Raw genomic sequence first — 21,017 nt, 5'->3', positions numbered from 1 at the left:
ATGGCCGGGCCTGTCTCGCCTGCGCGGCCGAAGCCGCTTCGGCCGCGCAGGCGGGACAGGCCTGGCCATGACGACACAACGAGAACTAGCGCAAGTGGTCAAGCAGCGAGCCGAAATGTCACGCCGCTCAGCAGAAACTCATTGCCCGCCACCGCGAGCCCCTTGGCCTTGGCGGCATGCAGCACCTGGGCCACATCTGTCACCTGAAACTCCAGCGCGCTCATGATTTCGCTGGCGCCCTTCACGAACCGGAAGGTCGCGTTGGTCAGCTTCAGTTCGACATCGCCACTCGGCGCCACGCCGATGAGCTTGCCCCAATGCTCGGCCAGCCCTTGCGGGTCCGGGCTCTGTATTTCCACGCTCGTCAACGCCTGCGTCACGTCCTTGCGGATGAATTTATGCCAGTCTGGCCCCGCTGGCGGATAAGGCCCCAAAATGTCGTCGCTGCCTTCGGTGTGGTTGAACTCGATGAAGGCGGCGCGACAGTCGCGGGGATGGAGCTGCACGCCGTGATAGGGCGCGTGGTCGATCACGTTGGCGGTGCGCACGCCCAGAGCGTTGGCGTTACGGCCGCGCTCGTCGGGATCGTTGCAGCAGAAGATCGCCATGTAGCCGCCGCGGCCGCCGCTCTTCTCGATGAAGCGGCCGGCCGTGGTGCCCTCCTTGAACGGCGCGACCACCTCCAGCAGGATCGTGTCGACCGGCAGCAGCGCGTTCTCCAGGCCGTATTTCGCGACGTTGCCGTCGCGGTAGCAGACAGCGAGGCCCATGATGTCAGCGATATCCGCGATCACGGGCGCGAGCTGCGGCGCGACCAGGCAGATCTGCCGCAACCGCATATAGGGCGCCATCGTCATGCGCCCTTGAAGGTCGGCTTGCGCTTCTCGACGAACGCCTTTGCGGCCTCCTTGTGATCCTCGGTATCGCTGCAGCGGGTGTGATGGATCGCCTCGCCGTCGAAGCAATCCTCCAGCGCGAGATGCTCGGCATTGTTGATGTTGCGCTTGATGAAGCCAAGCGCGATCGACGGGCCCTGCGCCAGCGACAGTGCGAGCTCGTGCGCGGCCGTATCGATCTCGGCGTCGGGAACAACCTTGGTCACCATGCCGATCGCATGTGCTTCCTTCGCGGTCAGCACCGGCGAGGTCAGATAGAGCTCGCGCGCCCGCGCACTGCCGAGCAGCTGGGTGAGGAAATAGGTGCCGCCGTAATCGCCGGAGAAGCCGACTTTTGCGAAGGCGGTGGTGATCTTGCAGGATTCGGAAGCGACGCGGAGGTCACACGACAGCGCCATCGACAGACCCGCGCCGGCGGCAGCTCCATCGAGCTGTGCCACCACGGGCTTTGGCATCTGGTGCAGGATACGCGACACTTCCATGCCGCGGCGCAGGTTCGCCATTTTCACTTCGAACGGCAGCGGCGCCCGGCCCTCCGCCATCGACTTGACGTCGCCGCCGACGCAGAAGGAGCCGCCCGCGCCCTTGAACAAGACCGCGCGCACCTCCGGATCATCCGCCGCGCGCCGTGCCGCCACGACCAGCCCGGCCACCATGTCCGGGTTGAGCGCGTTCTTGCGCTCGGGCCGGTTCATGGTGATGGTGAGCAGCCCGCCTTCGAGCTTCTGGAGGACCATGTCGTTGCTCATGGGACGTCTCCCTTGTTGTTGTTTGCTTCGGTCTATCGACGCTCGTCATTGCGAGCGAAGCGAAGCAATCCAGAGATGTTTCCGCGGAGACAGTCTGGATTGCTTCGTCGCTTCGTTCCTCGCAATGACGGTGTTTATTTCTTCACCAACGGGCAGCGCGACTGCTCCAGCGACTGGAACGCCTCGCTGCCGGGCACGGTGGCGAGCAGCTTGTAGTCGTCCCAGCGGCCCTTGGATTCCGACGGCTTCTTGACCTCGAACAGGTACATGTCGTGCAGCATGCGGCCGTCCTCGCGGATCTTGCCGTTCTTGGCGAAGAAGTCGTTGATCGGCGTCTCCTTCATCACTTTCATCACCGTCGCAGCGTCGGTCGTGCCGGCTGCCTTCACCGCTTTCAGATAGTGAGTCACGGACGAATAGACACCAGCTTGCGCCGAGGTCGGCGGCCGCTTCATACGCTCCTGGAAGCGCTTCGAGAACGCGCGGGTGTCATCGTTGAGATCCCAGTAGAAGGCTTCCGCCAGCAACAGGCCCTGCGCGGTCTCGAGTCCGATGGAGTCGATATCGGTCACGAAGGCGAGCAGCGGCGAGACCTTCTGGCCGCCCTTGGTGATGCCGAACTCGGCCGCCTGCTTGATGGCGTTGACGGTGTCGCCGCCGGCATTCGCAAGCCCGATCACCTTGGCTTTCGAGGCTTGGGCCTGGAGCAGGAACGACGAGAAATCCGACGTGTTGAGCGGATGGCGCACGCTGCCGAGCACCTTGCCGCCGGTCTTGGTCACGACGGCGCTGGTGTCCTTTTCCAGATCCTGGCCGAAGGCGTAGTCGGCGGTGAGGAAGTACCAAGTGTCGAGGCCCGACTTCACGGCCGCAAGGCCGGTCACATTGGCCTGACCGTAGGTGTCGAACACGTAGTGAATGGTATAGGGACCGCAGGCCTCGTTGGTGAGGCGGATCGAGCCCGGGCCGTTGAACATGATGATCTTGTTGCGCGCTTTCGCGATCTCGCCGGCGGCGAGCGCGGTCGCGGAGGCCGCGACGTCATAGATCATTTCGACGCCCTGATTGTCGAGCATGTCGCGGGCGATATTGGCGGAGAGATCGGCCTTGTTCTGATGGTCGGCAGCCAGCACCTGGATCTTGCGGCCGAGCACCTCACCGCCAAAGTCCTCCACGGCCATCTTGGCCGCGGTCTCGCTGCCGGGGCCGGTGATGTCGGCATAAAGGCTCGACATGTCGAGGATGCCGCCGATCTTCAGTGGCGGCTTGTCCTGGGCCTGCACGGCGCTCGCGCTCAGCGCCAACGCAGCGGCAAAAATGCCCGACAAAACATGCTTCATCGAAAAGACCTCCCTTATCGCGCCGTACTCTGATGGCGGCTTGGTTATTGCTGTTACCGCAATCATGCCGCATGCGCGACAGCGCAGCAAGCGCACGGGACGATGCAGATGAACGATCAACACGCGCTTTCCGCAAAGCGGAATGACGAGATGCGGAAGAGTGCCTCCGCCGTCATTGCGAGCGCAGCGAAGCAATCCAGGATCTTTCCTCGGAGGGACTCTGGATTGCTTCCCTGCGCTCGCAATGACGGAGTATGAACAAACAGTCTTCGCGCCCCACCGCGCTTGAGTTATGGTTGGAGCGCAACGCAACCTTTCCGGGCAACGTGACGCGACTGCTTCATCTCATCGTCGCATGTCTTCTGGTCGCGGCTCGCGGTGCGTCCGCCACGCCGTGCCAGTTCGAGTCCCAGGGCGAAGGCCGCGTCACCGCGATCGATGCGCGCAGTCTGCGTCTCGATGACGGCCGGGAAATCCGCTTGACCGGCATCGAGCCGACCGCAACCACGAAGCAGGCGCTGACGACGCTGCTCGTCGGTCGCGACGTTATTTTGCGCAGCGCCGACGACACGCCCGACCGCTATGGCCGCCAGGGCGCGCTGGTCTTTGTCGGCGAGAGCGACATCTCCGTGCAGGCGACGCTCCTCGCCGAGGGCGACGCCATCGTCTCCGCCGAGATCGCCGATAAGGACTGCGCGGCCGCCCTGATGGCGGCGGAGGCCGAGGCAAGGCGCCAAAAAAAGGGCAGCTGGGCTGACCTGTCGGCCATAAAAAACGCGGAAAGTCCGGACGATATTTTGGCGGGGAGCGGGCGTTTTGTGGTGGTCGAGGGCAAAGTCCTGTCGGTCCGGCAAGCTGGGGCAATGACCTACCTCAACTTCGGACGAAACTGGACACGCGGCTTCGCCGTGACTATTTCAAAGCGCATGATACCCGCGTTCGAAAGCGCCGGGATCGCCCTTAAGTCTCTGGAAAATAAGCGTATTCGTGTCAGGGGCTGGGCTGAGGGGAATACGGGGCCGCGTATCGATGTACGCCTCGTGGGACAAATCGAGTTGCTGGGCGCAAACGAGCCGACAGGGGTAAGGCCCTAAAAAGGGCCAGGCACGGGTTAAGCGACGTGAATGGGGTGCTAGGACGGCACGGACGAGGTGAACGCCGCCGCCTGCGGGCAGCGCCGGCTGCGCTATGCCTCGTGCTGGGTTCAGCCCTCGCCGGTTGCGGCGATATGGGCCGGTTCCAGACCGCGGCGGCGCCCCCGACCGTCGCAATGCCCAAGCCGAAGCCGGCCGTCGCGCAGACCCCCGCCACCGAAAAGGAGCACGAGCGCATCCTGGCGAGCTACGGCGGCACATATGACGACCCCAGGCTCGAATCGCTCGTCACCAAGACCGTCGACCGCCTGGTCGCAGCGTCCGACCGCCCCGATCAGGGTTACAGGGTCACGATCCTCAATTCCGGCGCGGTGAACGCCTTCGCGCTGCCGAACGGCCAGCTCTATGTCACGCGCGGTCTTCTTGCGCTGGCGAGCGATACGTCGGAATTGTCCTCCGTGCTCAGCCACGAGATGGCGCATGTGCTGTCCAAGCACGCCGCGATGCGCGAGGACCAGGCCCGCCAGGCCGCGATCGTCACCCGCGTCGTCACCGACATGAGCAACGATCCCGATCTCACCGCGCTGGCGCTCGCCAAGACCAAGCTGACCATGGCGAGCTTTTCGCGCAATCAGGAGTTCGAGGCCGACGGCGTCGGCGTCGGCATCTCCGCCAAGGCCCATTTCGATCCTTATGGTGCTGCACGCTTTCTCTCGGCGATGGAGCGCAATGCCGAGCTGAAGGTCGGCAAGACCTCGCTCGATCCGCGGGCGCAGGATTTCACCTCGTCGCATCCGGCAACGCCCGAGCGCGTGCAGAACGCGCAGACCATCGCGCGGCAATACGCAGCGCCAGAGGGCGGCGAACGCGACCGCGAGACCTATCTCGCCGCGATCGACAATCTCGTCTACGGCGAAGACCCCAGCGAAGGTTTTGTCCGTGGCCGGCGCTTCCTGCATCCGAAGCTCGGTTTCACCTTCCAGGCGCCGGACAATTTTACGCTCGACAACACCGCGCAGGCCGTGATCGGCGTGCGCGACGGCGGCTCGCAGGCGATGCGCTTCGACGTCGTGCGGGTGCCGGCCGAACAGTCGCTGGGCGATTACCTGAATTCCGGCTGGATGGAGGGCGTCGAGAAGGCCTCCACCGAGGACATCACCATCAACGGTTTTCCGGCTGCGTCCGCCACCGCCAAGGGCGACCAGTGGCAGTTCAAGGTCTATGCGCTGCGCTTCGGCAGCGACGTCTACCGCTTCATCTTCGCGGCACGGCAGAAGTCGACCGAGAGCGAGCGCAATGCGCGCGAGACCGTCGGTTCATTCCGCCGCCTGACGCTCGACGAGATCCAGGCCGCGCGCCCGCTGCGCATCAAGGTCATCACCGTACAGCCTGGCGACACCGTGGAATCGCTCTCCCACCGCATGGCCGGCGTCGACCACCCGGCCGAGCGTTTTCGCGTGCTCAACGGGCTCGATCGCAACGCGCAGGTGAAGGTGCGCGATCGTGTGAAGGTCGTGGCGGATTGACGCGCGGTGGTTCCGCAAACTCCGCTGTCGTCCCGGCGTCGGCCGGGACCCATAACCCCAGGGAGCAATTTGGCGGGCGCTGGTCGTTCGGGATTAAGAACACCCGCGTTCGATAGATCACGCGGTATGGGTCCCGGCCCCCGTGCGCAATTGCGCACTAGGCCGGGACGACATTCGCTTGTAGCTGCAGCTCACGCCCTAACCGCCCGCGTCCATATCGCCGGCCTCGCGCTGGCCGCTGAGCCAGAGCGCGAGCAAGGTCCAGAACGCGCCTGACAGCAGGTACGCACCCGAGGCGATGACGCCGAGATTGGTCGCCAGCAACAGAGCGACCAGCGGTGCAAAGCCTGCGCCGAACAGCCAGGCCATGTCGGAGGTCAGCGCCGAGGCCGTGTAGCGATACGCCTGCTTGAAGTTCGAGGCGATCGCACCCGAGGACTGGCCGAACGAGAGGCCGAGCAGGATGAAGCCGATCACCATGTAGATGGTCTCGCCGAACGCGCCGGCATCGAGCAGCTGCGGGGCAAAGCCGCTGTAGATCGCGATCGCGATCGCCGATCCCATCAGCAGCGACTTGCGGCCGACGCGATCGGCGATGACGCCGGAGAGCACGATCGCGCCGACGCCGAACACGGCGGCGACGATCTCGATGATCAGGAAGCGCACCGGGCTTTCGCGGGTGAACAGGAACACCCAGGACAGCGGAAACACCGTGACCATGTGGAACAGCGCGAAGCTCGCCAGCGGCGCAAACGCACCGAGCATGATGTTCTGGCCTTCGCGCGCCACGGTCTCGGAGATGCGCGAGGGTTGCAATTCGCGGGTCTCGAACAGCGAGGCATATTCTTCCGTCGTCACCATGCGCAGGCGCGCGAACAGCGCCACGACGTTGATGGCGAAGGCGACGAAGAACGGATAGCGCCAGCCCCAATCGAAGAAATCGTCGGCCGACAGATTCCCGGCGAAATAGGCGAACAGCCCGCTCGCCACGATCAGACCAAGCGGCGCACCAAGCTGCGGCACCATCGCGTACCAGCCGCGCTTGGAAGGCGGCGCGTTCAGCGCCAGCAGCGAGGCCATGCCGTCCCAGGCGCCGCCCCAGGCCAGACCCTGTGCGATGCGCGCCAGCGCCAGCAGCCAGATCGCGGCAGCGCCGATCTCGTGATAGCCGGGCAGGAACGCGATCGCGACGGTGGCGGTGCCGAGCAGGAACAGCGCCGAGATCAGCTTGGCCGTCTTGCCGTACTCGCGGTCGACCGTCATGAAAATGACGGTGCCGATCGGCCGCGCCATGAAGGCCAGCGCGAAGATCATGAAGGAATAGAGGGTGCCGGTCAGTTCGCTCGTGAACGGGAAGACCAGGCGCGGGAACACGATCACCGAGGCGATCGCGAAAACGAAGAAGTCGAAGAATTCCGAGGTGCGGCCGATGATGACGCCGATGGCGATCTCGCCGGGACTGGCCTGGTCGTGGCCGTGCTCGCCCGAGTGGTCTGCCATTGCGGGGGTCTGTGCCATCGCCATTCGCGCGCCCTTAACGTTCTGAAACCAAAGCCGACTGCCCGGCGAGGCGCCAGGCAATCGAATCCTGTCTGGCGCAACATCCCGCACTGCAACATTGGACAAATTGTCCAATGTTGGGATTGCTGCGCCGCAGCTACCCCTTGGCCCCGCAAAAGAAACTCATTCTCATAAGGCTCGGCCCGTGTCCCGTTTCAAGATCCTGGCGATGCTACCCTTGGCGGTTATGCTAAGTGGCTGCAACTACGTCGTGCTGGCGCCGGCCGGCGATATCGCGGCGCAGCAGCGCGACCTTGTCATCATCTCCACCGTCCTGATGCTCCTGATTGTCGTCCCCGTGATGGCCCTGACGGTGCTGTTCGCCTGGCGCTACCGGCAGTCCAACACCGACGCCCGCTACGAGCCGGAATGGGACCACTCGACCAGCCTCGAGCTGGTGATCTGGTCGGCGCCGCTTCTGATCATTGTTTGCCTTGGCGCGCTGACCTGGATGGGCACGCACCTGCTCGACCCCTATCGCACGCTCGGCCGCATCCATGCCGACCGCGCAGTCGACCAGTCCAAGGCCCCGCTCGAGGTCGACGTCGTCGCGCTCGACTGGAAGTGGCTCTTTATCTATCCGGATTACGGCATCGCCACCGTCAACGATCTGGCAGCTCCCGTCGATCGTCCGATCAACTTCCGCATCACCGCGTCCTCGGTGATGAACTCGTTCTACATCCCCGCGCTGGCCGGCCAGATCTACGCAATGCCGGGCATGGAGACCAAGCTCCACGCCGTCGTGAACCACGCCGGCAGCTATCGGGGCTTTTCGGCGAACTACAGCGGGGCCGGCTTCTCCGGCATGCACTTCAACTTCCAGGGTCTCGACGACAAGGGCTTTGACGCCTGGATCGCCAGCGCCAAGTCCGGCGGCGGCTCGCTCGGCCGCGCCGAATATCTCCAGCTCGAAAAGCCCAGCCAGAACGAGCCGGTGCGGCGCTACGGTACCGTGGATTCCGATCTCTACCGCCTGATCCTCAACATGTGCGTCGAGACCGGCAAGATGTGCCAGAGCGAGATGATGGCGATCGACGCCAAGGGCGGCCTCGGCCATGAGGGCCTGAACAACACCCTGCCGCTGGCCTACGACAAGTACGCCCGCCGCGGCACCGCGCTTGGGCCGGAGCCGACTTTCGTCGCCGGCACCTGCACGCCCGATGCGCCGCAGGGCAGGACCACCGCTTCCATCACGGCACCTGTCGACACCGCGCCGCTGCTCGGCGCCGGCCTGAAGCGGCCGAGTTTCACGCCGCTGAAGTCCTCGTCCTTCTTCCTCGGACAACGTCCGAAGTCAGATTCGTAAAGAGATCCCGCATGTCTCCTGATCTTCTCAAGCTCATCTTCGGCCGGCTCACCTTCGAATCGCTGCCGCTGCACGAGCCGATCGTCGTCGGCACGTTTGCCGTGGTGGCGACCGGCGGCCTCATCATGCTCGCCGGCCTGACCTATTTCCGCGTCTGGGGTTATCTCTGGAGCGAGTGGTTCACCAGCGTCGACCACAAGCGCATCGGCATCATGTACATGATCCTCGGCATCGTGATGCTGCTGCGCGGCTTCGCCGACGCGCTGATGATGCGGTTGCAGCAGGCGCTCGCCTTCGGCGGCTCGGAGGGCTATCTCAACGCCCATCACTACGACCAGGTCTTCACCGCCCACGGCGTGATCATGATCTTCTTCGTGGCGATGCCGCTGGTCACCGGCCTGATGAACTTCGTCGTGCCGCTCCAGATCGGCGCGCGCGACGTGTCGTTCCCGTTCCTGAACAATTTCAGCTTCTGGATGACGGTCGGCGGCGCGGTGCTGGTGATGGCCTCGCTGTTCATCGGCGAATTCGCCCGCACCGGCTGGCTCGCTTATCCGCCGCTGTCGAACATCGGCTACAGTCCGGATGTCGGCGTCGACTATTACATATGGGGGCTACAGGTCGCGGGCGTCGGAACGACACTGTCCGGCATCAACCTGATCTGCACCATCGTCAAGCTGCGGTGCCCCGGCATGACCATGATGCGGATGCCGGTGTTCACCTGGACCGCGCTCTGCACCAACGTGCTGATCGTCGCTTCCTTCCCGGTTCTGACCGTCGTGCTCGCGCTGCTCTCGCTCGATCGCTACGTCGGCACCAACTTCTTCACGAACGATTTCGGCGGCAGCCCGATGATGTACGTGAACCTGATCTGGATCTGGGGTCATCCCGAGGTCTACATCCTGGTTCTCCCCGCCTTCGGCATCTTCTCGGAAGTGACCTCGACCTTCTCGGGCAAGCGGCTGTTCGGCTACACCTCGATGGTCTACGCCGCGGTGGTCATCACCATCCTGTCGTACCTGGTCTGGCTGCACCACTTCTTCACGATGGGGTCGGGCGCCAGCGTCAACTCCTTCTTCGGCATCACCACGATGATCATCTCGATCCCGACGGGCGCGAAGATGTTCAACTGGCTATTCACGATGTATCGCGGCCGCATCCGCTTCGAGCTGCCGATGATGTGGACGATCGCGTTCATGCTGACCTTCGTGCTCGGCGGCATGACCGGCGTGCTGCTCGCGGTGCCGCCGGCCGACTTCGTCCTGCACAACAGCCTGTTCCTGATCGCGCACTTCCACAACGTAATCATCGGCGGCGTCGTGTTCGGCGCGTTCGCCGGTATCGGCTACTGGTTCCCGAAGGCGTTCGGCTTCAAGCTCGACCCGTTCTGGGGCAAGCTGTCGTTCTGGTTCTGGGTCACGGGCTTCTACCTCGCTTTCATGCCGCTCTATGTGCTCGGACTGATGGGCGTGACCCGCCGGCTCCGTGTGTTCGACGACCCGAGCCTGCAGATCTGGTTCATCGTCGCCGGCATTGGCGCCTTCCTGGTCTTCCTTGGCATCCTCTCGATGCTGATGCAGTTCGCCGTCAGCTTCCTCAGGCGCGAGCAGCTCAAGGACGTCACCGGCGATCCCTGGGACGCGCGCACGCTGGAATGGGCGACCTCCTCGCCGCCGCCGGCCTACAACTTCGCCTTCACCCCCGTCGCTCACGACAACGACGCGTGGTGGGACATGAAGAAGCGCGGTTATCAGCGCCCGCTCACCGGGTTCAAGCCGATCCACATGCCGAGCAGCACCGGCACCGGCATCATCCTCGCCGGCTTCGCCACCGCGATGGGATTCGGCCTGATCTGGTACATCTGGTGGCTGGCGGCCGCGAGCTTCATCGCGATGCTCGCCGTCGGCATCGGTCACACCTTCAACTATCACCGCGATTTCGATATTCCGGCCGAGGACGTCATCCGGGCCGAAGACGCGCGCACCAAGCTGCTCGCCGGAGCCAAGTAAATGACTGTCGCTGTCAATCCCACGCAAACCGGCGAGCCGGTCTTCTACCTCGCCGACGAACACCCGCATCCGGAAGGCTACAGCACCTCGCTCGGCTTCTGGATCTATCTGATGAGCGACTGTCTCATCTTCGCGATCCTGTTCGCCACTTTCGGCGTGCTCGGCGGCAAATACGCCGCCGGCCCGGCGCCGAAGGATCTGTTCGAGCTGCCGCTGGTCGCGGTCAACACCTCGATGCTACTGCTGTCGTCGATCACGTATGGTTTTGCCATGCTGACGATGCAGCAGAACAAGATCGCGCAGACCCAGATCTGGCTGGCGATCACCGGCCTGTTCGGAGCCGCATTCATCGGCATCGAGCTGTCCGAGTTCGCCCACATGATCCATGAGGGCGCGACGCCGCAGCGTAGTGCTTTCCTGTCCGCCTTCTTCACCCTGGTCGGCACCCATGGCCTGCACGTCAGCTGTGGCCTGATCTGGCTGGTGACCCTGATGGTGCAGGTCTGGAAGTTCGGCCTGATCGACGCCAATCGCCGCCGCCTGATGTGCCTGTCGATGTTCTGGCACTTCCTGGACGTGGTCTGGATCGGCGTCTTCACCTTCGTCTATCTCCTGGGAGTTCTGCGATGAACACCGATACTCACGCCGCCCACGCGGACGATCATCATCACGGCGACAGCCACGCCAATGCCCACGGCTCGTTCTCGACCTATATGCTCGGCTTCGTGCTCTCGGTCGTGCTCACCGCGATCCCGTTCTGGCTGGTGATGAGCGGCGCGCTTCCGAGCAAGCAGATCACCGCGCTGGTGATCATGGCCTTCGCGGTCGTGCAGATCGTCGTGCACATGATCTACTTCCTGCACATGAACACGACGTCAGAGAACGGCTGGAGCATGATGGCGCTGATCTTCACCATCGTCATGGTGGTGATCGCCCTGTCGGGTTCGCTGTGGGTGATGAACCACCTCAACAGCAACATGATGCCGATCCACCAGATGACCGGGATGAAATGAACGAGACCCGGACCGTGACGAGCGAGGCAAACGGGACGCGCAGCAACGCAGCGCGCCCGCCCTTGTGGCTCACGATCCTCTCGCTCACGGCCATTGCACTTCTGATCGCGCTCGGCGTCTGGCAGATCGAGCGCCGCGCCTGGAAGCTGGCGCTGATCGATCGCGTCGAGCAGCGCGTTCATGCCCCGGCCCAGCCGATCCCCTCCCCGGCGGCATGGCCGACCGTCTCCGCCGCAAACGACGAATACAGACACGTCAGCGTCTCCGGCCGGTTCCTGCATGACCGCGAGACCCTGGCTCAGGCCGTCACCGAAGAAGGCCCGGGCTATTGGGTGCTGACACCGCTCAGGCGCGACGACGGCACGCTGGTCCTGGTCAACCGCGGCTTCGTGCCGTCCGACCGGCGCGATGCGTCGACGCGCTGGGACGGCAACCCGCAAGGCCAGGTCGAGATCACCGGCCTGTTGCGCGTGACGGAGCCAAAAGGCGGATTCCTCAGAAACAACGTGCCGGAGCACAATCGCTGGTACTCGCGGGATGTCGCAGCGATTGCGACGGCACGCGGCCTCGACCACGTCGCGCCCTTTTTCATCGATGCCGACGCTCGATCACAATCCGGCAGCGGCCCAATCGGCGGATTGACCGTGATCAGCTTTCCCAATAACCACCTGATCTACGCGCTGACGTGGTTTGCTCTGGCGTTCATGCTGGCCGGCAGACTTTTCGTCACATTCGGCGGCGGGCTGTTCCGCCGCAAGGAGCCCTGGAGCGGCTTCGCCCACGAAGCGGCCGGCGGCCTCGATGCTGTCGCCCGCAGGACGGGATCAGATGCTGGAACGATCGGCGAGCCCACCTGACAACGGAAGAACGCACAGCGCCGTCACGCTGCAATCGCAGGCGGACGCGCGCAGCGAGCTGATCGGCACAGCGCCAACCGACGACGAGACCAACCGCAAGAACATGGCGCTGCTGATCCAGCTGCGCTGGACCGCAGTGGTCGGCCAGATCGTGACCATCGGCGGCGTGCATGTGTGGCTCGGCATTCCCCTGCCCCTCACCCGCATGGGCGCGGTAATCGGCGCCCTGATATTTCTCAACATCTCCAGCCTGGTCTGGGTGCGCCATCGCGCCGCGATCACCAACAATGAGTTGCTGGTCGCCCTGATGCTGGACGTCGCCGCGCTGACCGCGCAGCTTTACCTCAGCGGCGGCGCCACCAATCCCTTCACCTCGCTGTTCCTGCTCCAGGTGACGCTGGGCGCGGTGCTGCTCGATGGCCGCTCGACCTGGTCGCTGGTCGCCTTGACCTGCGCGAGCTTCGTCTGGCTGACCGTCGCCTACCGACCGCTCGATCTGCCGCCGAACCCGCTGAGCGAGACCTACACCCTCACGGTTGCCGGCATGCTGCTGGGCTTCGTGCTCAACGCCGTGCTGCTGGTGGTGTTCGTCACCCGCATCAACAGGAATTTGCGCGAGCGCGACGCGCATCTGGCGGCGCTGCGCCAGCATGCCGCCGAGCAGGATCATATCGTGCGCATGGGCCTGCTCGCCTCCGGCGCGGCTCACGAGCTCGGCACGCCGCTCGCCTCGCTCTCGGTCATCCTCGGCGACTGGCGCCGCATGCCCGACCTCGCCGCCGATCAGGAGCTGGCCGAGGACCTCGAGGAGATGGAGACCTCGCTGCAACGCTGCAAGTCGATCGTGACAGGCATTCTGGTGTCGGCGGGCGAAGCCCGCGGCGAGGGATCGTCGCCGACGACGGTGGCGGCTTTCGTCACCGCGCTCGTGGAAGAGTGGCGCGACGCGCGCTCGGCGCGCACGTTGTATTTCGTCAACACTTTCGGCGAAGACGTCGCAATCGTCTCGGACGTCGCGCTGAAGCAGGTGATCTTCAACGTGCTCGACAACGCCTACGAGGTCTCGCGCGACTGGGTCGAGCTCGTTGCCGGGCGCGAGGGCGATCATCTCGTGCTGTCGATCAGCGATCGCGGCCCCGGCTTTGCGCCGGAGATGCTGGCACAGCTCGGAAAGCCCTATCAATCGAGCAAGGGCCGCGCCGGCGGCGGGCTCGGCCTGTTCCTGGTGGTGAACGTGGTGCGCAAGTTAGGGGGCAGCGTGACCGCCGAGAACCACAGGAAGCGCGGCGCTACGGTCCGCCTCACGCTGCCGCTCGCAACGCTCGCGATCGGAGGCAGCTTTGACGCCTGATCGTTCGCTCGTCGTCGTCGAGGACGATGCCGGCTTCGCCCGCACCCTGAAGCGTTCGTTCGAGCGCCGCGACTACGAGGTCGTGCTCGCCGCCTCGATCGAGGATGTGCGGAAAGTCCTGGAGGAGCGATCGTTTGGCTATGCCGTCGTCGACCTCAAGCTCGGCGGCGCCTCGGGACTGGCCTGCGTGGAGCTCTTGCACACGCACGATCCGGAGATGCTGATCGTGGTGCTGACGGGCTTTGCCAGCATCTCCACCGCCGTCGAGGCCATCAAGCTCGGCGCATGCCACTATCTGGCAAAGCCGTCGAACACCGACGACATCGAGGCCGCCTTCAACAAGGCCGCAGGCAATGCCGAGGTCGCGCTCGACGCCCGGCCGACATCGATTAAGACGCTGGAGTGGGAACGCATCCACCAGACCCTGATCGAAACCGATTTCAACATCTCGGAAGCCGCAAGGCGGCTCGGGATGCATCGGCGGACGCTGGCGCGGAAGCTCGAGAAGCGGCCGGTGAAGTGAGGAGGAGCGGATCGAAGCCGCTCCTCCTCTCCACTGGTTAGGCTTGCTTGCCATATCGCGCGATGACGTCGGCCAGGGCGGTGTGGCCTGCGCAGGATCCTGTTCCCGGATCATTGCTGCCGCTCTCCACGGCGGTGGCGTAGATGACCCCGGGATCGGCCTCGAGTTGTTGGCGCAGCGCGGCCAGCTTTGGCCAGCGGCTCCTGTCCGCGACAGCGTGGAAGTCGAGCCAGCGCGCCACACCTGCCAGCAAGGCGTCCGCGAGGGTCGGCCGGTCGGCGAGCAGGAACCTTGCCGGCTCGATCATGCCTTCGAGCTTGTCGTGACGTTCGATCACCTTTCTCCTTCCGAACTCCCGCAAGGCCGAACGCATGGCGTCGTCCATCGCCACGCCTTCCATTGCGACCCAAAGCGGCGCGAAGGCGCCGGTAAAGCCGGTATTCACGAACGCCATCAGCTGGTGCATGCGATCGGCTTGCGGCGACAACGGATCAAAGCTGATGCGCCATTCGGTATCCCTGGCTTCGAGCCAAGCCGCGATCGCCATGGTTTCCGTCAGCACATCGCCCTGGTCCGTTATAAGTGCAGGCGTCTCGTGTCGCGGATTGATCCTGGCGTATGACGGGCTCAGCATCTCGCCCAGCATGTCGACGCGACACAGGCGATATGGCCTGCCAAACCATTCAAGAGCTGCAACGAGTCCCATGGAGCTTCCCATCGGGAAGCCGTAAAGTAGGATTGGATCCATCGATCTATTCTCCGTGATTTCTGATGATCACGCTGCGCAGCGGTCCCGAACCCTAGTCGCTCGCTCCATCAAGTAAATTGCGAACATTTTTGTAACCTGGAGCCCGCCGATGAAAGATCTCGTTTCGAGATGTCCCATCGAGGAAGTGATGCAGATCCTGAGCGGCCGGTGGCCTACGCTTCTGATCTACTATTTGAAACAGGGCACCAAACGGTTCAGCGACTTGCGTCGGGACAATCCGACCATCTCGCACAGGATGCTCGCCCTCGAGCTTCGCAAGCTGGAGGACGCCGGTATCGTGACTCGCACGGAATTCGACGGATACCCGTTGAGGGTCGAGTACGATCTGACCGCCGCCGGTCACACCTTGGTGCCGTTGATCGATGCGTTGGGCGCCTGGTGGTCGACGGTTGCGACTGACGCGCGCGGAGACGACCGCGAGACCGGGCGCGGCGCTTCGGGAAGCGCATCGCGGGTTTGATCCTGCTCAGGACCGCATAGGCTCAAAGCAATTCCGCCCGCTGACGTCCCCGAACCGGGGCGGTCAGCGTCTCCAAAACAAAAAGCCCGGCCGTAAGACCGGGCTTTGATCTGTTGCGTTCGACGCGCGAGACGCTTACGCGGCCTCGTCGGCGACCGTGGCGCCGCCCTCGGTCTCGTCGCTATCGCCCTCGGCGTCCGCATCGGCCTCGCCTTCGGCGGCTTCGGACTTGGCGCCAGTGCGGCGCGGGCTCTTGGCGAGCTGGGCCTCGATCTCCTTGACCGCTTCGGTCTCGGTCGAGTGCTGCACCACCGCGATCTCGCGGGAGAGACGGTCGAGCGCTGCTTCATAGAGCTGGCGTTCGCTGTAGGACTGCTCGGGCTGCGACTCGGAGCGATAGAGGTCGCGCACGACTTCCGCGATAGCGACGATGTCGCCCGAATTGATCTTCGCTTCGTATTCCTGGGCGCGGCGCGACCACATGGTGCGCTTGACGCGGGCACGGCCCTTGAGGGTCTCGAGCGCACGCTTCACCAGCGCGGGGTCGGAGAGCTTGCGCATGCCGACATTGGCGACCTTGGCGGTCGGCACGCGCAGCGTCATCTTGTCCTTGATGAAGTTGATGACGAACAGCTCGAGCTTCGCGCCGGCGATCTCCTGCTCCTCGATGGCCAGAATCTGGCCGACGCCGTGAGCGGGATAGACGACGAATTCGTTGGCCTTGAAGCCCTGACGCTGGGTCACAACCTTCTTTTCCTCGACCTTCGGCGCAACAGCCGCGGGCTTCACGGCCGGCTTGGCGGCAGCAACAGGGGCCTTGGCAGGAGCAGCAGCAACAGGAGCCTTTGCGGCGGGCTTGGCAGCGGGAGCCTTGGCAACAGCGGGCTTGGCGGCGGGCTTGGCGGCAACAGGCTTGGCAACGGTCGCTTTCGCGGCCGGCTTGGCAGTCTTGTTAGGCATTGCGCTTCTTTTGTTCTTCGAGGACTTTGCAGCCGGCGCCTTCGTCGCGGTCCGACCCTTGGATGCGCTACGGCTGGCCGCGGCGACTTTCTTGGCGTCCTTATGGGAAGCCTTCGCTGAAGTACTCTTTTTACGCGTTTTCTGTGACACAGCCTGCGCGCGGAAACTGCCACGCCCCTGTTCGACATTTGGTTTCACGGGAACCCAACGGGGCCGACGGGGCTAACCAGGGTTCGGCTCAATGTGCCCAATATAGCACATTTCCCGCAAAAATCAATGATTTAGGGGTGTTAAGGCCTAGTTTTCGGCGGTAAGGCCGCTAATAGGGTTAAGTTTGACCCGAATTAGTCGCCGGAGCCGGGGTTCGGCGAGAAATACTTGTCGAACTTGCCCTCCATGCCGTCGAAATCCTTGGCGTCGTCGGGTGATTCTTTCTTCTGGGTGATGTTCGGCCAGCTCTTGGCGTAGTCGGCGTTGACCGTGAGCCACTTTTCCAGGCCCGGTTCCGTGTCCGGCTTGATGGCATCGGCGGGGCATTCCGGCTCGCACACGCCGCAGTCGATGCACTCGTCAGGATGGATGACGAGCATGTTCTCGCCCTCATAGAAACAGTCGACCGGGCAGACCTCGACGCAGTCGGTGTACTTGCACTTGATGCACGCTTCAGTGACGACGTAAGTCATCCAACGCTCCGAAAAGCTCTTTTAAAAGTCGCGGCTTGCGTAGCGCGGATGGCCCGGCGCCGCAAGCTCAGGAACGGCCGATCATGACGGCTTTATGCGCTTGATCGACCAAGAAATGAATTCAAAGCGCAATTAATTGCGCTGAGAACTTGGCGGGCCTTCACCGAGCTCTTCGTAGAGCACACGGGCCGAGGCGGCGTCGCCGCGGCGCTCGTTGAAGGCGATGACTTTCAAGACGCGCACGGTGCGATCGAGCGCGATGGTGAGCACGTCGCCGATCTTGATCGCATGCCCCGGCGATTTCTCGCGTGCACCGTTGACGCGAACATGGCCGGACTCGACAAGCGCGGCCGCGGAGGTGCGCGCCTTCACCACCCGCGCGTGCCACAGCCATTTGTCGATGCGCTGCCGCTCGGTCGTGGGCTCACTCCTTACGCCCGGACAGCTGCTCCTTCAGCGCAGCGAGCTTCGCGAACGGCGAGTTCGGATCGACCGGACGATCGCGCTCGCGCGGGGTGGCGCTCGATGCGTAGGGACGCAGCGACGGTCCGCCCTGGCGGTCGCGGCCCTTGTCGCGGTCGCGGCCACGGTTATCGCGGCCCTTGTCGCGATCGCCGCCGAACTTGCCCTTGTTGCGGTCCTTGTTGTCGCGGTCCTTGTTGCCGCCATTTTTGCCCTCGAAGCGGCGGTTCTTGTCGTCGCGGCCCTCGGGACGCGGCGCAGCTTCGGCGCTACCTTCTCGCGGCTTGCGGAAGTCCCTGCCACCATCTCGACGATGACCGCCGCCATGGCGATGGCGCTCACCGCGCTTCTCGCCGTCGGCGGCAGGCTGGGCTTCGCCTTCGGCAGGCGCAGCGCCGGCTTCAGCGCCCGCCTGTGGACGCGGCTGGTGATGACGCTGGTTGCGATGGCGCTCGTGGCGCGGCTTGCGATCATCGTGACGGCCCGCGGGACGCCAGACCTCGATGAGCTCGGGCTCGGCGGGCGCGGCCGCGGCTTCCACCGGCGCTGCCGCATCGGCCGACGCAGCGGCTTCAGTTGCAGCGGTCTCTGCAGGCGCGGTTTCGGCAGGTGCGGTTTCGACAGCTTCAGCGGGGGCAACAGGCTCTTCCGCAGGTGGCGCGATGCCGGGAGCGTCTTCCGGCGTGACGGAAGCTTCGAGCGCCGGCTCGTCATGCGCGGGCTCGTCGTGCTGCTCCATCCCGGGCGCGTCTTCGACGGTCACAGGCTCGGCAGCGGCTTCGATCGCGGCATCCGCAGGGGTTGCGGCGTCCTCGACCGGCGTTTCGGTTGCGGGCGTCTCTTCGCTGGAGGCTTCAGCAACAGTCGCCTCAGCAATAGGCGTCTCGACAACAGCCGCGGCGGGCTTCGCCGGCAGCGGCGGGCGCTTGTCCATGCGATAGCCGAGCGCACGCAGCACGGAGGCAAAGTCTTCGCCGGCGGAGCCGGTGAGCGAGGTCATCGCCTGCGTCACCACAAAGCTGCGGCCGTCGAATGCCCCGGCGGGCTTTTCGCCAGACGCGTTCTCGCGCCAGGCCAGCGCCGGACGGATCAGATCGGCCAGGCGCTCGAGGATATCGACGCGCACGGCGCGCTCGCCGGCCTGCTTGTAGCCGAGCACGCGATAGGCATCGCGCGGCAGCTGCTTGTCGACCGGGAACGAGGTGCGGCCCGAGCTCGCCAGATGCTGCGCGCCCGACAGCGCGGAGGGATCGACATTGTCCTGCTTCAGCGCCCAGAGCAGCGCGGCCAGCGCACGCCCGGCCGGCTTGAGCAGGCCGGGGAAATAGAGGTGATAGGCGCCGAAGCGGACGCCGTATTTGCGCAAGGTCGCGCGCGAGGGCTGGTCGAGATCCTTCAGCTCGTTGGCGATCTTCGGGCGCTCCAGCACGCCGAGCGCCTCGACGAGCTGATAGGCGATGCCGCGGGCGATGCCGGTGACGTCCTCGGCCTTGCTGAGCTCGAACAGCGGCCCGAGCAGCTTTTCGATATGCGTCTTGAGCCAGAGCTCAAGCCGCGCCTGCACCTTGTCGCGGGGGGCGCCCGTGAGGCGTTCGTCGGAGATGATGCGGATGCGCGGATGCAGCGCTTCCTCTGCGGCAGACAGCCGCGCCACGGCGTCGCCGGTCCAGCGGATGATGCCTTCCGAGGTCAGCACGAACTGCTCGTCCGGTGCGTTGCCCAGTTTTTCGGCGCGCGCGTTGATCTCGCCGGCGAGCACGGCCTGCGCTGCAGCCTGCAACGCTTTCGCATCGGAGCCGGCTTCCGCCGCATCCGGTGCAAAGGTGAAGCCATCGAGGCGGCCGATGACATGGCCTTCGACGATGACTTCGCCGGTCTTGCCGATTTCCGTATTCAAGCTCGTGTTCTCCCGCAGGCGGCGCATCAATACACTGGTCCGGCGATCAACGAAACGCTCAGTCAAGCGTTCATGGAGCGCATCCGATAATTTATTTTCGACCTCGCGGGCGATCCCCTGCCAGCGTTCGGGGTCTTTCAGCCAGTCGGGGCGATTGGCGACGAAGGTCCAGGTGCGAATCTGCGCGATCCGGGCCGACAGCGTGTCGATATCGCCGTCAACGCGGTCGGCCTGGTCGATCTGGGTCCTGAACCAGGCGTCGGGGATGCATCCCTTCCGCATCAGGAAGCCGTACAGCGTCGTCACCAGCTCGGCATGGGCGGCCGGCGACAGCTTTCGATAATCCGGGACCTGGCAGGCCTCCCACAGCCGTTCCACGGCGTCCTTGCCATGCGCGACATCGCGCACCTCGGCGTCGCGGGCGGCGTGGTCGAGCACGCGCATGTCCTCGGCAATCGGCGCGCGCGTCAGCGCCTCGTGGCCGGGGGCCAGGTTCAGCGAGACCTGGAGCGCGCCGAGGGAAGCAAAATCCAGCTTCGAATTGCGCCATTGCAAAACCTTCACGGGATCGAAGGTGTGGTTCTGCAGCGCATTGACGAGCTCGGGCTCGAACGGGCCGCAGCGGCCGGTGGTGCCGAAGGTGCCGTTGCGGGTGGCGCGGCCGGCGCGGCCGGCGATCTGAGCGAATTCGGACGGCGTCAGGCGGCGGAACTGGTAGCCGTCGTACTTGCGGTCGGAGGCAAAGGCGACGTGGTCGACGTCGAGATTGAGGCCCATGCCGACGGCGTCGGTGGCGACGAGGTAATCGACCTCGCCGTTCTGGAACATCGCGACCTGCGCGTTGCGGGTGCGCGGCGACAGCGAACCCAGCACCACGGCGGCGCCGCCATGCTGGCGGCGGATCAGCTCGGCGATGGCGTAGACCTCGTCGGCCGAGAAGGCGACGATGGCGGTGCGGCGCGGCTGCCGCGTGATCTTGCGATCACCCGCGAATTCCAGCTGCGACAGGCGCGGCCGCGTGATCATGGAGACGCCCGGCAGCAGCCGCTCGATGATCGGGCGCATGGTCGCAGCGCCGAGCAGCAGCGTCTCGTCGCGGCCGCGGCGATTGAGGATGCGATCGGTGAAGACGTGGCCGCGTTCCAGATCGGATGCGATCTGCACCTCGTCGACGGCAAGGAACGAGACGTCGAGATCCCGCGGCATCGCCTCGACGGTCGAGACCCAATAGCGCGGCGCTTTCGGCTTGATCTTCTCCTCGCCGGTCACGAGCGCGACGGCGTCGGGGCCGACCCTTGCTGCGATCTTGTTGTAGACCTCGCGCGCGAGCAGGCGCAGCGGCAGCCCGATCATGCCGGAGGGATGCGCGAGCATCCGCTCGATGGCGAGATGGGTCTTGCCGGTGTTGGTGGGACCAAGCACCGCAGTGACGCCGGCGCCGGGAAGCCGCTCGGAAGCGAAGGGGGAGGAGGAAAAAGGCATCTGGGGGATTAGGTAATGGCGATTGGGGCGAATGTCAGTGCTGTTTTGGGGCGGTGGCGCGAAGGGCTCGCCTCACACAC

19 protein-coding genes are annotated in these 21,017 nt (G+C 64.6%); 10 read left to right on the top strand and 9 right to left on the bottom strand.

What is annotated here, in order from left to right; translation table 11 throughout:
- Positions 1–98 precede the first annotated feature (98 nt).
- From IVB32_RS21285 to IVB32_RS21275, 3 genes are all read right to left on the bottom strand, one after another.
- The gene (locus IVB32_RS21285) at positions 99–851 is read right to left on the bottom strand and encodes a hypothetical protein (RefSeq protein WP_026232430.1); all 753 of its coding nucleotides are present in this window, start codon (positions 849–851) and stop codon (positions 99–101) included.
- A 2-nt stretch (positions 852–853) separates the two neighbouring features.
- A complete protein-coding gene (locus IVB32_RS21280) occupies positions 854–1,645 on the bottom strand; it encodes an enoyl-CoA hydratase (RefSeq protein WP_085351625.1) in 792 nt (263 codons plus the stop codon).
- A gap of 134 nt (positions 1,646–1,779) precedes the next feature.
- Complete coding sequence (locus tag IVB32_RS21275; protein WP_018452962.1) at positions 1,780–2,985, bottom strand: ABC transporter substrate-binding protein; 1,206 nt, start codon at positions 2,983–2,985, stop codon at positions 1,780–1,782.
- A 254-nt stretch (positions 2,986–3,239) separates the two neighbouring features.
- On the opposite strand from IVB32_RS21275, the gene IVB32_RS21270 reads away from it, so the two are divergent.
- Together IVB32_RS21270 and IVB32_RS21265 are read left to right on the top strand one after the other, a co-directional pair.
- Positions 3,240–4,079 (top strand): thermonuclease family protein, encoded by an 840-nt coding sequence (locus IVB32_RS21270; protein ID WP_247411373.1) that lies wholly within the window; start codon positions 3,240–3,242, stop codon positions 4,077–4,079.
- Between the two features lie 134 nt (positions 4,080–4,213).
- The gene (locus IVB32_RS21265; RefSeq protein ID WP_018452960.1) at positions 4,214–5,605 is read left to right on the top strand and encodes a M48 family metalloprotease; all 1,392 of its coding nucleotides are present in this window, start codon (positions 4,214–4,216) and stop codon (positions 5,603–5,605) included.
- A gap of 198 nt (positions 5,606–5,803) precedes the next feature.
- Here the strand turns inward: IVB32_RS21265 and IVB32_RS21260 are convergent, their stop codons facing one another.
- The gene (locus IVB32_RS21260; protein WP_007604615.1) at positions 5,804–7,129 is read right to left on the bottom strand and encodes an MFS transporter; all 1,326 of its coding nucleotides are present in this window, start codon (positions 7,127–7,129) and stop codon (positions 5,804–5,806) included.
- A gap of 181 nt (positions 7,130–7,310) precedes the next feature.
- Between IVB32_RS21260 and cyoA the strand changes: the two genes are divergently transcribed.
- Genes cyoA through IVB32_RS21225 form a run of 7 tightly spaced genes read left to right on the top strand, consistent with a single transcriptional unit; the run spans position 7,311 to position 14,224 of the window.
- A complete protein-coding gene (cyoA, locus tag IVB32_RS21255; protein WP_026232429.1) occupies positions 7,311–8,471 on the top strand; it encodes a ubiquinol oxidase subunit II in 1,161 nt (386 codons plus the stop codon).
- A gap of 11 nt (positions 8,472–8,482) precedes the next feature.
- Entirely contained in the window at positions 8,483–10,480 is a 1,998-nt protein-coding gene (gene cyoB / locus IVB32_RS21250; protein WP_247369128.1) for a cytochrome o ubiquinol oxidase subunit I, read from the top strand.
- Entirely contained in the window at positions 10,481–11,110 is a 630-nt protein-coding gene (gene cyoC, locus IVB32_RS21245; protein WP_018452956.1) for a cytochrome o ubiquinol oxidase subunit III, read from the top strand.
- Positions 11,107–11,493: a cytochrome o ubiquinol oxidase subunit IV gene (cyoD, locus tag IVB32_RS21240; RefSeq protein ID WP_018452955.1), complete on the top strand. Its 387-nt coding sequence runs from the start codon at positions 11,107–11,109 to the stop codon at positions 11,491–11,493. Before cyoC ends, cyoD begins: the two co-directional genes overlap by 4 nt.
- On the top strand, positions 11,490–12,350 hold the full coding sequence (locus tag IVB32_RS21235; RefSeq protein ID WP_018452954.1) for an SURF1 family protein: 861 nt from the start codon (positions 11,490–11,492) through the stop codon (positions 12,348–12,350). The genes cyoD and IVB32_RS21235 overlap by 4 nt, the downstream gene beginning before the upstream one ends.
- Positions 12,322–13,701 carry an ATP-binding protein gene (locus tag IVB32_RS21230; protein WP_018452953.1) on the top strand — a complete coding sequence of 460 codons (1,380 nt, stop codon included), beginning with the start codon at positions 12,322–12,324 and terminating at the stop codon, positions 13,699–13,701. The genes IVB32_RS21235 and IVB32_RS21230 overlap by 29 nt, the downstream gene beginning before the upstream one ends.
- The gene (locus IVB32_RS21225; RefSeq protein ID WP_018452952.1) at positions 13,691–14,224 is read left to right on the top strand and encodes a response regulator transcription factor; all 534 of its coding nucleotides are present in this window, start codon (positions 13,691–13,693) and stop codon (positions 14,222–14,224) included. The genes IVB32_RS21230 and IVB32_RS21225 overlap by 11 nt, the downstream gene beginning before the upstream one ends.
- A 37-nt stretch (positions 14,225–14,261) precedes the next feature.
- Here the strand turns inward: IVB32_RS21225 and IVB32_RS21220 are convergent, their stop codons facing one another.
- Complete coding sequence (locus tag IVB32_RS21220) at positions 14,262–14,972, bottom strand: glutathione S-transferase family protein (RefSeq protein ID WP_247411372.1); 711 nt, start codon at positions 14,970–14,972, stop codon at positions 14,262–14,264.
- Between the two features lie 109 nt (positions 14,973–15,081).
- Between IVB32_RS21220 and IVB32_RS21215 the strand changes: the two genes are divergently transcribed.
- Complete coding sequence (locus tag IVB32_RS21215; protein ID WP_018452950.1) at positions 15,082–15,453, top strand: helix-turn-helix domain-containing protein; 372 nt, start codon at positions 15,082–15,084, stop codon at positions 15,451–15,453.
- A 135-nt stretch (positions 15,454–15,588) separates the two neighbouring features.
- Here IVB32_RS21215 and IVB32_RS21210 read toward each other — a convergent pair whose 3' ends face one another.
- The 4 genes from IVB32_RS21210 to IVB32_RS21195 form a co-directional block, all read right to left on the bottom strand.
- Complete coding sequence (locus tag IVB32_RS21210) at positions 15,589–16,413, bottom strand: CarD family transcriptional regulator (protein WP_018452949.1); 825 nt, start codon at positions 16,411–16,413, stop codon at positions 15,589–15,591.
- Positions 16,414–16,757: 344 nt separating this feature from the next.
- Positions 16,758–17,096 carry a ferredoxin FdxA gene (fdxA, locus tag IVB32_RS21205; RefSeq protein ID WP_018452948.1) on the bottom strand — a complete coding sequence of 113 codons (339 nt, stop codon included), beginning with the start codon at positions 17,094–17,096 and terminating at the stop codon, positions 16,758–16,760.
- A 132-nt stretch (positions 17,097–17,228) separates the two neighbouring features.
- The gene (locus IVB32_RS21200; protein ID WP_083926310.1) at positions 17,229–17,498 is read right to left on the bottom strand and encodes an RNA-binding S4 domain-containing protein; all 270 of its coding nucleotides are present in this window, start codon (positions 17,496–17,498) and stop codon (positions 17,229–17,231) included.
- 22 nt (positions 17,499–17,520) lie between these two features.
- The gene (locus tag IVB32_RS21195) at positions 17,521–20,937 is read right to left on the bottom strand and encodes a helicase-related protein (protein ID WP_247369132.1); all 3,417 of its coding nucleotides are present in this window, start codon (positions 20,935–20,937) and stop codon (positions 17,521–17,523) included.
- Positions 20,938–21,017 lie beyond the last annotated feature (80 nt).

The sequence above is a fragment of the Bradyrhizobium sp. 23 genome, from assembly GCF_023073295.1.
Lineage (GTDB): Bacteria > Pseudomonadota > Alphaproteobacteria > Rhizobiales > Xanthobacteraceae > Bradyrhizobium > Bradyrhizobium canariense_D.
Note: the sequence above shows the minus strand (reverse complement) of the source record. Positions and strands in the feature narration are given on the sequence as shown.